This is a genomic window from Streptomyces sp. CA-250714 (assembly GCF_050936705.1).
GTDB lineage: Bacteria > Actinomycetota > Actinomycetes > Streptomycetales > Streptomycetaceae > Streptomyces.
Genome location: NZ_JBNJMI010000001.1, coordinates 3,209,350 through 3,222,740 on the forward strand (window position 1 = coordinate 3,209,350; position 13,391 = coordinate 3,222,740).

At 72.8% G+C, this 13,391-nt stretch carries 7 protein-coding genes; 4 read left to right on the plus strand and 3 right to left on the minus strand.

Features of this window, described 5'->3' with window-relative positions; translation table 11 throughout:
• Both ACQEU8_RS14180 and ACQEU8_RS14185 read left to right on the plus strand, forming a co-directional pair.
• The gene (locus tag ACQEU8_RS14180; RefSeq protein WP_433100486.1) at positions 1-1,509 is read left to right on the plus strand and encodes an SWIM zinc finger family protein; all 1,509 of its coding nucleotides are present in this window, start codon (positions 1-3) and stop codon (positions 1,507-1,509) included.
• A gap of 512 nt (positions 1,510-2,021) precedes the next feature.
• Positions 2,022-3,635, plus strand: a complete 1,614-nt coding sequence (locus ACQEU8_RS14185) for a DUF5691 domain-containing protein (RefSeq protein ID WP_433100488.1) — start codon at positions 2,022-2,024, stop codon at positions 3,633-3,635.
• A 36-nt stretch (positions 3,636-3,671) separates the two neighbouring features.
• Here ACQEU8_RS14185 and ACQEU8_RS14190 read toward each other — a convergent pair whose 3' ends face one another.
• The gene (locus ACQEU8_RS14190; RefSeq protein WP_433100490.1) at positions 3,672-4,082 is read right to left on the minus strand and encodes a cobalamin B12-binding domain-containing protein; all 411 of its coding nucleotides are present in this window, start codon (positions 4,080-4,082) and stop codon (positions 3,672-3,674) included.
• Positions 4,083-5,046: 964 nt separating this feature from the next.
• Between ACQEU8_RS14190 and ACQEU8_RS14195 the strand changes: the two genes are divergently transcribed.
• Positions 5,047-6,888, plus strand: coding sequence for a M23 family metallopeptidase (locus ACQEU8_RS14195; RefSeq protein ID WP_433102386.1), 1,842 nt, complete (start codon positions 5,047-5,049; stop codon positions 6,886-6,888).
• Positions 6,889-7,100: 212 nt separating this feature from the next.
• Here ACQEU8_RS14195 and pcrA read toward each other — a convergent pair whose 3' ends face one another.
• On the minus strand, positions 7,101-9,605 hold the full coding sequence (gene pcrA / locus ACQEU8_RS14200) for a DNA helicase PcrA (RefSeq protein ID WP_433100492.1): 2,505 nt from the start codon (positions 9,603-9,605) through the stop codon (positions 7,101-7,103).
• A gap of 125 nt (positions 9,606-9,730) precedes the next feature.
• A complete protein-coding gene (locus tag ACQEU8_RS14205; protein WP_433100494.1) occupies positions 9,731-10,084 on the minus strand; it encodes a hypothetical protein in 354 nt (117 codons plus the stop codon).
• A 335-nt stretch (positions 10,085-10,419) separates the two neighbouring features.
• Here ACQEU8_RS14205 and ACQEU8_RS14210 point away from each other — a divergent pair, with 335 nt between their 5' ends.
• The gene (locus ACQEU8_RS14210) at positions 10,420-11,595 is read left to right on the plus strand and encodes an NlpC/P60 family protein (RefSeq protein WP_433100496.1); all 1,176 of its coding nucleotides are present in this window, start codon (positions 10,420-10,422) and stop codon (positions 11,593-11,595) included.
• The last annotated feature ends 1,796 nt before the right edge of the window (positions 11,596-13,391 follow it).

Below are 13,391 nucleotides of genomic sequence, written 5' to 3' on the forward strand. Positions count from 1 at the left end.
ATGGGTGGACAGGCGGTCCGCTGGACGGCGGAGCAAGTAATGGCGCTGGCGCCTGACGATGCGTCACGTCGCGCGGGGAGCAAACTGTCGGCGCCCGGTCCGTGGACGGAGGCCGGGTCGGGCGGCGGCGCGGTCTGGGGGCTGTGCAAGGGCAGCGGAAGCAAGCCGTATCAGACGGTCGTGGATCTGAACGGGGGCCAGGGGCCCGGCTACAAGTGCTCGTGCCCCAGCCGGAAGTTCCCGTGCAAGCACGCGGTCGGGCTGCTGCTGCTCTGGGCGGGCGACGAAGCGGCCGTCAAGGAGGGGAGCGAACCGCCGGAGTGGGCCGACGGTTGGCTGAGCGGCCGCAGACAGCGCGCGGAGAAGAAGACGGCGGCCGGGGCCGGCGGGGCCACGGACGGCACATCCGGTGCGGCGCAGGCCGCCGGGGAGGGGGTGACCGCTGGGGAAGCGGCGGGGGACGACAGCGGGGACGTCCACTCGCGGGCCGAGGCCGCGCGCCGCCGCGCCGAACAGCGCGCCGCGCGGATCACGGCAGGCACCGAGGAGTTGGAGCAGCGGCTGACGGATCTGCTGCGCGGCGGCCTCGCGGGCGCGGAGCAGACGGGGTACGCGCCGTGGGAGGAGATGGCGGCCCGCATGGTCGACGCCCAGGCTCCCGGGCTGGCCACCCGGATACGCGAGCTGGGGGCGATCCCCGGCTCCGGGGAGGGCTGGCCCGAACGGCTGCTGGCGGAGTGCGCACTGCTCCGTCTGCTGGCCCGCGGCTGGATGCGGGCCGACGAGCTGCCGGGCCCGCTCGCCGAGACGGTCAGATCACGGGTGGGTCTGACCGTGGAGGCGGCCGAACTGCTCGCGGACGAGAAGCGGTTGATACGTGACGAGTGGCTGGTGCTGGCCCAGCGGGACACGGACGAGGGGCGTCTGACGGTGCGCCGCTTCTGGTTGCACGGCCGCGCCACGGGACGGCACGCCCTGTTGCTGTCCTACGGCGCGGGCGGGCGCGCTCCGGAGTTGACGCTGCCGGTGGGCGCGGCGCTGGACGCGGAGCTGGCCTACTACCCGGGAGCCAGACCGCTGCGGGCCGCGCTCGGGGAGCGGCACGGGGCGCCGCTGCCCGGCTTCCAGCCACCGGGCGGGGACATATCGCAGGCCCTGGACGCCTACGCCGGGGCGCTCCGGGACGACCCGTGGCTGGAGGGCTGGCCGTGCGTGCTGCGGGAGATGATCCCCGTTCCGCCGTCCGATTCCGGTACGGGGAGCAGTGGCGCGGGGCCGAAGCGGGGCGGTGGAAGCGGTCGCGCCGGGGACTGGCACGGGAGCGGGTGGCAACTCGCGGCGGCCGACGGGGAGTCCGCCCTGCCGGTGGCGCCGGGCACCGGCACCGCGGCCCTGTGGCGGCTGCTGGCGATCTCCGCCGACGGCCCGGTCACCGTCTTCGGCGAATGCGGCCACCGCGGATTCGCCCCACACACGGCCTGGAGCGAGGGCAAGGCCATCCCCTTGTGAGGGCGGGGTGGCACGGCGAGAGGCACAGGCTGTCGGGGCAGGACCGAGGGCGGCCCGGGAAGACGGGACCGAAGCGAACAAGCGGGCGGGCGGCAACAGAAGGGGCGGATGTGACGGTCGAATCGGATGCGGGGCGGCGCATACGGGCGGGTGAGCTCTCGGTTGGCGGGCCGGGTCCTGGGCCGGAGCCCGGGCCGGCGCCAAAGCCTGGGGCGACGCCTGGGGCGGAGGCAGCGCATGAGGCAGGGGCCGTGCATGAGGCAAGGCCGCCGGAGCCATGGGCAGCGCCAAGGCCTGAGCCCGCGCTCGGCCTTCCACCAGGGCCCGAGCCGCAGCCAGGGTTGGGGCCAGGGCCGGAACCGGGGCCTGGCCCGGCAACAGGCCCCGGGCCGGAGTCGGGAGCAGCGCGCGAGGCAGGAGCGGCGCCGGGCCCTGAGCCAGCGCCTGGCCCGGCACCAGGGCCCGACCCGGAGCCAAGGGCGGCGCCTGGGGCAGGGGCCACGCACAAGGCAATGCAGCGGACCGGGTCTACCGACGGCTGGGGGGAATTGGTGGCCGCGGCGCTGCTGGGTGCCGAGCGGCGGCGCCCGCCCGGTGGGAGCGTGGCGGCGCTGCTGGACGCGGCGGCCATCGAGACCGTTCGCCGTCGGGCAGGCGCCCGGCCCGTCGTACCCGGGCAGCGGCCCGAGCCGGCGCCGGCGGACGAGCGGGCTCCGCTGCCCACCGCGGCCGAACGACGGCTGGCGACGCTGCTCGCGGACCGCGCGTTGAGCGGGCCGAGCCCGGCGGGCGCTGCGGCCGGGCGCCGTGGTTCCGGCCCGGACCTGGGCGAACTGCTGCCGCAGTGGCTGGCGGAGGCGAACGCCCAGGGCTACCGCGCGCCCGCCGCGCTGCTGCCCGCCCTGCTGGACGCGGCGCGTGCTCGTACAGATCTGCGGGCGGAGACGCTGGCGTTCGCCGGTCCGCGGGCGCTGTGGCTGGCTCGGCAGAACGCCGACTGGAAGTTCGCACTGCGTGACGGTGTCCGGCGGCAGGTGTCAGCCGAGCGCCCGGAGGAGGCCGAGCAGCTCTGGCAGGAGGGGTTGTTCGCCGAGCGGGTGGCTCTGCTGACGGCCCTGCGGCAGCGCGAGCCCGAGGCGGCGCTGGCGCTGCTGGCCTCCACCTGGCAGACCGAGCGCGCCGAGGACAGGCTGATGTTTCTGGACTCGCTACGCCAGGGTCTCGGCCCCGCCGATGAGCCGTTCCTGGAGCGGGCGCTGGCCGACCGCAGCCGCACCGTTCGGGCGACGGCGGCCGAGCTGCTGGCCACGCTGCCCGGCTCTGCGCTGGCCTCAAGGATGGCGGAGCGCGCCCGCAGCTGTGTGGCTCTGGACCGGAGCGGTGGGCGCGCCCAAGGGGGAGGGATCGTGGTGGAGGCGCCGCACACCTGCGACGCCGACATGCAGCGCGACGGTGTCATCCCCAAGCCGCCCACGGGGCGTGGCGAACGAGCCTGGTGGCTGGGCCAGTTGGTGGAGGCGGCGCCACTGGAGGTGTGGAGCGAGCAGTTGGGCGGACTGGCGCCGGCCCGGATCGTGGCGCTGCCGGTCGCCGACGGCTGGCGGGACGATCTGCACGCGGCGTGGTGCGGGGCGGCCGTACGACAGCGGAACGCCGAGTGGGCGCGCGCCCTCATCGGGGAGCCCACCGAGCCGTTCGCCGAGGGCCCCGGCGACCCGGCCAAGCTGCTGTCGGTACTGCCCGAGGAGGAGCGCGGCGAGTGGGCGGCGCGTTTCGTGGCGGCGCACGGGCTGTCGGAGGCGTTCCGCATCCTGGGGGTGTGCGGCGTGCCGTGGCCGCTGCCGCTGGGGCGGGCGGTGGTGGACGCGCTGGAGATCGCGAGGGACGCGGGCAGCTACCCGTGGAGCTTCAGCGGGGTGATGGGGCTGGCCGAGCGCTGTCTGGACCCGGCCGACGCGGAACGGCTCGCGCCGCTCGCCGCGGTGCCCGACGAGAAGGAGGGGGAGTCACCGGGGGCCGGGGCCTACTGGGCGGAGTCGTTCCAGCGGCTCGTCGCCACGCTGCGGCTGCGCTCCGCGATGCTCGCGGAGCTGCGGGAAGGGAGGCGAGAGGACGGCGAAGGGTGACACCGGGCGTGGGGGCAGGCCGTGCAGGGAGGCCGCTCAGGCTGCGACCGGGCCCACATGGGTGCGGATCCAGTCGACGACCTCGGTGGTGCTGGCGCCCGGGGTGAAGATCTCGGCGACGCCCTGCTCCTTCAGCAGCGGGATGTCCGCCTCAGGGATGATGCCGCCGCCGAACACCTTGATGTCGGTGGCGTCCCGCTCGCGCAGCAGCTCCAGCACTCGCGCGAAGAGCGTGTTGTGCGCGCCGGAGAGGATGGAGAGGCCGATGGCGTCCGCGTCCTCCTGGATGGCGGTGTCCACGACCTGTTCCGGAGTCTGGTGCAGCCCGGTGTAGATGACCTCCATACCGGCGTCGCGCAGGGCGCGGGCGATGACTTTGGCGCCCCGGTCGTGGCCGTCGAGGCCCGGCTTGGCGACCACCACGCGGATTGGACCGGTCACATCCATCACTGCCTCCCTTGGAACGACCTCCCGGCCGGAACGGGCCACGGGGTGTGAACGCACGTTATCTCCAGCATCCCGCACCCGTCCGTTCCGTGCTCGTAAGCGAGGGGGAAATCACACGCGGCGCCGCATCTCCACGCGGGCCGCACCTCGCATCCCGCGGCGCACCTCGCACGCGAAGCCGCATCTCGCCCACGAGCACCGCCCCACACGCCGCGCCGCACCTCGCGCGCCGCACCGCTGCCACGCGCCGCATCACCCCTGGCACGCCCCCGCACGCAGCGTCGCCCCGCACTACGCGCCGCCCCTCCCCTACGGCGCCCCAGCCACATGAGCGCGACATCCGCGCGCACCCCGCCCCGCCACCCCCACACGCGGCGCGCTTCCGCTTCGACACGCGACCCGGTACCGACGCGCACACCCGCCTGGCGCCCGGACCCTGCGCGCTCCCCGGCGAGCGCCGGATGCGCCCCCACCTGTCGACACCGGACAGTCGCGGAGCGGTCAGGTCGACCGCGGCGCCGACCGTCCGCCACCGCCGCCGCTCACCTTTCGCCGACTGCACCGGCATTCCCGAACGATGGATCTTTCCATCGGAAACCGACCAGCGCGGCCATTCCGACCTGTGCGTATCGGCTGCACATGGGCAGGGTGCCGGGCGTGTTCCACTGCTGGCGGACTCAGGTGTTTGTGCCCGCCTCCGGGCGGAGTTGGGACCGGGCGAGGGCAAGGAGGCCGTGAGCGTCATGCCGGACACCGGGACGGCTGACAACCCGTACGAGAGACTCACTCTTTCGAACGAATTTCGAACTCAACCTCTGCTACCAGTCCGTAGTCCGCCGAAAGACGGCCGATTGCCCTTTTCCTGCGCCGCTAAAACCTCCCGAAGATTGTCGCCGTCGCATACCGCCGGGTACAGTCACCGCACTGCTCCGCCCCTGTCGCCGAGGCGAAAGAGAAGTTGGTGGTGAACGACCGTCATCCGTCGGGAGTCCCGAATCCCGACGACCCCGGTTCCGGCTTCTCGTACGGCACCTACGACGCGGACTACGGACCGTCGGCGTACGGCACGTACAGCGAGAACGCCTACCAGACCGGCTCGCACGACGGATATTCCACCGGCGGGTACGACACCTCCGGCGGCTCCTACGCCGACGGCTCGTACGCCTCGTACACCTCCTACGGAGACGACGACCCCCTCTTCGGCACTCTTCCCGGAACAGCCGGGCCCGACACCGGCAGCTACGCGACGACTTCCTGGGACGCCAACACCGCCTACGGAACGGGCAGTTACGGCCCCGACGCGATGGCCGCCCACGACATCCCGGCACAGCCAGGCCCCGACCAGGGCTACGCGGGCGCCCCAACGGCGGAGTTCGGGCAAGGTCTCCCCACCGCGGACGACGGCACCGGTCAGTGGAACTTCGGCGTCCAGGAGACCGGCGGCTGGGACGCGACCTCCTGGGGCACCGGCGGCTGGGAGGCGGCCGGACCCGAAACCGGTGACTGGACGACAGCCGGCCAGGGCGCGGCCTACGGCTACGAGGGCCATGAGGGCTACGCCGGATACGAGCACGCGGCCTACGACGAGCACGCGGCGTACGGCGGTTACGACGGCCAACACGACAGCCACGGCAGTCACGACGGCCACAGCGGCTATGACGCCTACGAGGGTTACGACGGCTACAGCGGTCCGGGCGGGCAGCAGCCGACCGGGCCCGAGCAGCCCGGTTACGGGGCTGAGGCCGGTTACGGCGCGGATGGTGCTTACGGCGACGGGATCGCGCAGTTCGGGCCCGACCAGGGCCAGGACGCCACCGCCCAGTGGGACTTCGCCGGACTCGCACAGCACGGGTCCGAGCAGCCGTACGAGCACGAGCAGCCGTACGTGCCCGAGCAGCCGTACGAGCAGGAGCCGTCGTACGAGCACGAGCACGAACGCGAGCACGGATTCGACGCCGCGGCGCCCGACTTCCCCGGGACTCCGGCGCCGGACGACGCGTGGGACGGTCACGAGGACGCCTCCGCGCCCGCCGCGCTCGGCAGCGTCGGCGGCCCGCACGGACGTGGGCGCCGCCGCTCCCCCAAGCCCCGTCCGCGCCGCCGGGCGCTGATGACTGTGGCCGTGCCGTCCGTCGCCGTCATGGGTGTCGCCGGCGCCGCGGCGGCAAGCGTGATGGGGGACGACGGCGGCGAGAAGGACACCTCCACCGTCGCCGCGCCGGACGCGGCACCCGTGAAACCGTCGAGCGCCAACAACAAGCTGGACACCCAGCTTCAGGGCCTCTCCGCCGACGCCGACGACTTCGCCGACCGCGCCAGCCGTACCCAGGAGCGCATCGACCTCAAGCAGCGCCAGCAGGCCGAGAAGGAGCGCAAGGCGAAGGAGGCGGCGCGCAAGGAGGCCATGCGCCCCAAGTTCGTGGTCCCGGTGAAGAACCACACCCTCAGCGCGCGCTACGGCCAGGCAGGCGTCAACTGGATGTCGGTCCACACCGGGATCGACTTCCCGGTCAGCTACGGCACGCCCGTGATGGCCGCCACCGACGGCACCGTCTCCACGAAGCACGACGCGTCGTACGGGAACATGGCCGTCGTGACGGCGAAGGACGGCACGGAGACCTGGTACTGCCATCTGAGCAGCAACAAGATCCGCTCCGGCGAGGTCAAGGCGGGTGACGTGATCGCCTACTCCGGCAACTCCGGCAACTCCACTGGCCCGCACCTGCACTTCGAGGTCCACCCGGGCGGCGGCTCGGCGGTGGACCCGATCCCGTGGCTCCAGGGCAAGGGCCTCAGCATCGGCTGAAACCGGGCACCGCCCGGATGCTCAGGCCGGGGCCCCGCACGCTCATGCCGGGGACCGCCCGGACGCTCACGCCGGAGGCCGCCGCATGCTCACGCCGGGGCCCCCGGCACGCTCTTGCCGGGGCCGCCCGCATGGCGAAGGCCGCTCGGTGCCGGGGTCCGACCGCATGGCGAAGGGCGCCCCACCTCATGGCGAACGCGCTCCCTACCGCTTCAGAGCTTCTCCACCGGCGCGTACCGCAGCAGCAGCCGCTTGGGCTTGTCGCCGCCGAAGTCGATCGTCGCCTCGGCGTTGTCGCCGCTGCCCTTCACCGACTGCACCGTGCCCAGACCGAAGCTGTCGTGGGTGACGCGGTCACCGACCTGGAGGGAGACCACCGGCCGGTCGCCGGCGCGCCGCGTCGCGAAGCCGGAGGGGCCCCCGCGCCGGGCCGAGGCACTCGCGGACGAGGAGAGGGACGCGCTGATCCCGGCGGCACCCGAGGCAGCGCCGCCCATGGCCCCGCTGCCCGTCCGCTTCCAGTCGAGGTACTCGGCGGGGATCTCCTCCAGGAAGCGGGAGGGCGGGTTGTAGGAGGGCTGGCCCCAGGCGCTGCGCATCGCGGCGCGGGTGAGGTACAGCCGCTCCTGGGCACGTGTGATGCCGACGTAGGCGAGCCGGCGCTCCTCCTCCAGCTCCTTGGTCTGCCCCAGGGCGCGCATATGCGGGAAGACGCCGTCCTCCATGCCCGTCAGGAAGACCACGGGGAACTCGAGGCCCTTGGCGGTGTGCAGGGTCATGAGCGTGACGACGCCCTCGTCCTCGCCTTCCTCCGGGATCTGGTCGGAGTCGGCGACCAGGGCGACCTGTTCGAGGAAGTCGGCGAGCGTACCGGGGGTCTCCTCCTCGCCGCGCTCCTGCTCGAACTCCAGCGCTACAGCGGCCAGTTCCTGAAGGTTCTCGATACGCGTCTCGTCCTGCGGGTCCGTGGACGCCTGTAGCTCGGCCAGATAGCCGGTCTGCTCCAGCACCGCCTCCAGCACCGTGGCCGGGCCGGCGCCGGACTCCACGATGGTGCGCAGCTCCTCCATCAGCGCGTTGAACCGCTTGACGGCGTTGAGGGAGCGCGCGGCCATGCCGTACGCCTCGTCCACGCGCGCGAGCGCCTGCGGGAAGGTGATCTTCTCGCGCAGCGCCAGCGCCTCGATCATGGCCTCGGCGCGGTCGCCGATGCCGCGCTTGGGCACGTTGAGGATGCGGCGCAGCGGCACCGCGTCCTCCGGGTTGGCCAGCACCCGCAGATACGCCAGGATGTCGCGGACCTCCCGGCGCTCGTAGAAGCGCACCCCGCCGACGACCTTGTAGGGCAGGCCGACGCGGATGAAGACCTCTTCGAAGACACGGGACTGGGCGTTGGTGCGGTAGAAGACCGCGATGTCGCCGGGGCGGACCTTGCCCTCGGCGCCGCCCTCGTCCTCGCCGTGCTCCCCGTCGCTGAGGCGGTCGATCTCGTCGGCGACGAACTGCGCCTCGTCGTGCTCGGTGTCGGCGACATAGCCCGTGATGCGAGGGCCGGAGCCCGCCTTGGTCCACAGATTCTTGGGACGGCGGTCGGCGTTGCGCTCGATGACGGCGTTGGCGGCGCTGAGGATCGTCTGTGTGGAGCGGTAGTTCTGCTCCAGCAGGATCGTGGTCGCGTTCGGGTAATCCTCCTCGAACTGGAGGATGTTGCGGATGGTGGCACCGCGGAAGGCGTAGATCGACTGGTCGGCGTCGCCGACGACACACAGCTCGGCCTGCTCCTCGGCGGGGCCGACCAGCTCGCGCACCAGCTGGTACTGCGCGTGGTTGGTGTCCTGGTACTCGTCGACGAGGACGTGCCGGAAGCGGCGGCGGTAGTGCTCGGCCACGTCGGGGAACGCCTGGAGCAGATGGACCGTGGTCATGATCAGGTCGTCGAAGTCCAGTGCGTTGGCCTCGCGCAGCCGCGACTGGTACATCGTGTACGCCTCGGCGAGGGTCTTCTCGAAACCATCGCTCGCCTGCCCCGCGAAGTCCTCCTCGTCGATCAGCTCGTTCTTGAGGTTGGAGACCTTGGCGCTGAACGCCTTGGGCGGGAAGCGTTTGGGGTCCAGGTCCAGATCGCGGCAGACCAGGGCCATCAGCCGCTTGGAGTCCGCGGCGTCGTAGATCGAGAACGACGAGGTGAAGCCGAGCTTCTTGCTCTCCCGGCGCAGGATGCGCACGCACGCGCTGTGGAAGGTGGAGACCCACATCGACTGGGCGCGGGGGCCCACCAGCTCGGCGACGCGCTCCTTCATCTCGCCCGCCGCCTTGTTGGTGAAGGTGATGGCGAGGATCTGCCCGGGGTGCACGTTACGGGCGCCCAGCAGATAGGCGATGCGGTGGGTGAGCACGCGCGTCTTGCCGGAGCCCGCGCCGGCGACGATGAGCAGCGGGGAGCCGGCGTGCAGCACGGCGTCCCGCTGCTGCTCGTTCATCCCCTCCAGCAGCGCGGCAGGGTCGATGACGGACCGGGGCGCGCCGTCGCGGTGGTACGCGTCGCGCCCGCCGGTGCCCGGTCCGCCCGTGAACGTGCCCGCGAAGAGATCGTCCGGGATCTCCTCCGCGGGGCCCGGGTGTCCGGAGCCCTCGGGGTCGGGCGGCGGGGGCGCGTCCGCGTCGGGCGCCATGCCGTCGAGGTCCGCCAGGAAGCTGTCGTCGAAGAGGCTGCTCATCGTCGTACGAGTCTAGGCGGCCGTACCGACACCCGGATTGCCCTGTGGAAAACCCGGCGCTTCCCCTCCCGGCGCTTCGCGGCTCCGGCGGCGTACGGAACGCTCAGGGCCCGGAGCACGGCTGTTCAGACCCAGAGCACGGCGATGAAGATGTTCGCCGTCGTCAGCAGGCCGACGGTGCCGAAGAGCGGGGCGCTCAGCCGTTCCTCGTCCCGCTTCACATAGGTGATACCGAGGACCACGACGAGCAGCGCCAGCTTGAGACCGATCTTGACGTTGTTCACCGAGCTGTCGTCGGCCTGGTTGAGCCCGACCAGGGCCACGCCGGTGACCAGCATGGTCAGCGCCCCGTGCAGCATGCTGGGGCTGATCCGGGCCTCGCCCTTGCCCATCGCCTTCATCTGCGTGAAGAAGCCGCCGAGGAGCGCGGCTATCCCGATGATGTGCAGGCCGACGAAGACATTGATGAGTACGTCCATGGGCGCGAGCGTATCCGGGCGTTTTCGGGGCCTTTAGCACACCCCCGGCTTCTGGGCCGAGGCTCTCCCGGCACCGGTCAGAGCCCGCGCATATGCCCCCTGCATCGAGCCGCCAAGCGGACCGACCCGGGCAGCTTGGCGGCGAAATGGATCACTTGCGGTCATCCCCGTGCCCGGCCGCCGCGGTTCCGCATAGCGTCCTCGCCAGGTGGCCGCGCCCTGCCGGTCGGCGCGGCCACCCCGGCTGCCGGGACAGGTGTGATGTGCACAACACCGCTCGTAGGGACCAGTAAGCACCAGTCCAGTAAGCACCAGTAAGGAAGTGACGGCCGCCCATGGCCTCGCACCGCAAGCCCTCGCCGCACCCCCTCGCCGTCCCCGCCGCCCGTGCAGCCCTCACGCTCGTGCTGGCGGGTGCCGCCGGCGCCACCTCGTTCCAGGGCACGGGCCATGCGCAGCCGGACCCGCAGCCGGAACCCCCACCGCGGTCCCAGCCGAAGCCGGCCATGGCCCAGGTGAAGGCCGAGGTCGACCGTCTGCACCGGGACGCCGAGCGCGCGACCGAGGCGTACAACGGCGCGCACCGGAAGTCCCGGACGGCGCAGCGCAGGCTGGAGTCGCTACGGGACGAGGCAGCACGCCGCCAGGAGAGGCTCAACGCCTCCAGGGACAGGCTCGGCACCTACGCGACGGCGCAGTACCGCGACGGCAGCGGCGTTGACCCCGCGCTCCGGCTCGCGCTGTCCTCCGCCCCCGCGGACTATCTGGAGCGCGCCGCAATCGCCGAGCGCGCCGGGGACCGCCAGGCGGCGGTGGTGAAACGTACCGCCGCCCAGACCCGGCAGCTCGCGCAGCTGCGCAAGGAGGCAGCGGGTGTCTCCGCGGAGTTCGCTGAGGCCGCTGCCGGTGCGCGGCGCCACAAGCGCACCGTCCAGGGGAAGCTCCGCAGCGCACAGCGGCTGCTCGACAGGTTGACTCCGCGGCAGCGCGCCGCCGTTCTCGACGAGTACGCCCCCGCTGCGCGCAGCCGCGTCGGCGCTGGGCAGGCCCACCCGTCGCGAGCGGGCTCCGACCGGGAGGGTGCCGATCGGGAGAGTGCCGATCGGGAGAGTGTCGGCCGGGAGGGCGGCCCGGCGGCGCGTCCGACCGGGCAAGCGCCGGCCGGGCGCTCCGCCGTGGCGGTCGCGTTCGCCCGCAGCGCGATCGGGAAGCCGTACGTCTGGGGCGGCACCGGCCCTTCCGGATACGACTGTTCCGGGCTCACTCAGGCCGCGTGGAAAGCGGCGGGCGTGTCCTTGCCGCGCACGAGCTACAGCCAGATCCACGCGGGCAAACGCGTCTCCCGCGGCGAACTCGCCCCCGGTGACCTGGTGTTCTTCTACGACAGCATCAGCCATGTGGGGCTGTACATCGGTGACGGCCGCATGATCCACGCCCCCCGCCCCGGCACCGCCGTGCGCGTCGCCCCCATCGACCACATGCCCTTCGCCGGCGCGATCCGCCCCGCGTGACGGCCCCGGAGGGCCGGGAACGCCACCGCCTTCCCCCGCCCGCCGCGACGGCGACCCGCCCCATGTTGCGCCCCGGCGGTGCAGCTGATTCCGGCACCGCCGAGCACGTACGTCGAGCTTCTCGCCGCTGCGGCGGGAAGAGGGCCGCCGCCGACCCTTTGCCCCTCGCGGTGACGGCGACGCCTCCCCCGCCCGCCCCGTGCTGCGGCCCGGCGGTGCAGCTGATTCCGGCACCGCCGAGCACGTACGTCGAACTTCTCGCCACTGCGGCGGGAAAAGGGCCGCCGCCAATCCCTTGGCCCCTCGCGGTGACGGCGACCCGCTCGATGCACGTACGACGAGCTTCTCGTCGTACGGCGGGAGAAGGGCCGTCGATCCCTCTGTCTCTTGCCGTGACGGCGGGAAGACAGGTGTTGACCGACCGACTGGTCAGTCGGTCGACACCTCCTCCTCGTGAACCCGGAGGCACGGGACTTCGAGGAGGGCGCGGCCGTGTCAACCAGGGGGCTGTCGCCGTTCACTCACAGGTGCACAGCGCGCGGCCGGAGGTTGTCGCCGTCGCCGACGGGCATACGGCGTGAGGCCGTGCCCTCTTGGCTCTCGGTGAACTGCTGGAGCCGATCGCCCGGAAGCGTGCGACTGCTGCGAGGGGCGCGCGCCGCTCGGCTGCTGTACCGGTGTGGCGGTGGACGTCGGCCGGGGTGTGCGCATGGCCGCCGCGCTGGGGCCGTACAAGGGCGACATCCTGCGCAGTCACGGCTCGTTGACGGTCGGGTGCCCGGTGGATACGGCGGCGTGGTGGATCTTTTAGATGGAGCGTGCCCGCGAGAGACGGCTTGTGCGAAGGCGGCCGGAAAGCCGGTGCCGATCGGTCACCAGAGCGCCGTCGCGACCCGCGAGCGGCTCGGCAGTGATCTCGCCGCGTGGCACAGCTATCAACCTCTCTCCACCAGGATCACCCGCGACGAGCCCCGACCTGCTGAGCTGACACCGACTCATGTAAGGCACAATCCCCTTCCATCCCACGGAAGTTGAGAGGCGGGGTTGCGCAGTGGCCGTGGACACGGCTCAGGACGGCTCGAAGGGCCCGGGCGACGAGGACGGGCAGGGCAGCGGCGCGCCGGGCGCGAGCGGTGCTTCCAGCACGGGCCGGGCGGCCGGTACGGGCCCTGACGCGGGAAAGGGAGCCGCCGCGGGGAAGACTCCCCCCGCGGGAGAGGGCGCCACCGCCAGGAAGAGCCCCAGCGCGGAAAGGCCCCCCACGCCGGGACGAAGCTCCGCCCCCTCCACGGAGAAGCCCCCCGCCTCAGGGAGGAGCGCCGTCCCCACCGCGGAGAACACCTCCACCCCAGGGAGAAGCGCCGCCCCCACCACAGGGAAGCGCGCCACCCCTGGGCGAAGCGCCGCCCCCACTTCGGAGAAGCCCCCCACCCCGGCGAGAGGCACCGCCCCCGCGATGGAGAAGCCCGCCACCCCAGGGAGAGGCGCCGCCCCAGGCACGGGGAAGAGCGCCACCCCTGGCGCAGGGACAGGCACAGCCCCTGGCACCGGCGCAGGCCGCGTACCCGGCACGCGAGCCGGCGCGCCCTCCCCCGGGCGCGCCCCCCGGTACCCGGACCCGGCCGCCACCCCCTCCGCTCCCGCCACACCCTCCGCCGCCTCTCCCTCCCGCCCGAGCCCTCCCACTCCAGCCACCACACCCACCCCGTCCACCCCTCCCCCGCCGAACCGCCCCACCCCAGACACCCGTTCCACCAGTGACAGCACCAAGCCGCCGTGTCAGTGCGACAACTGCC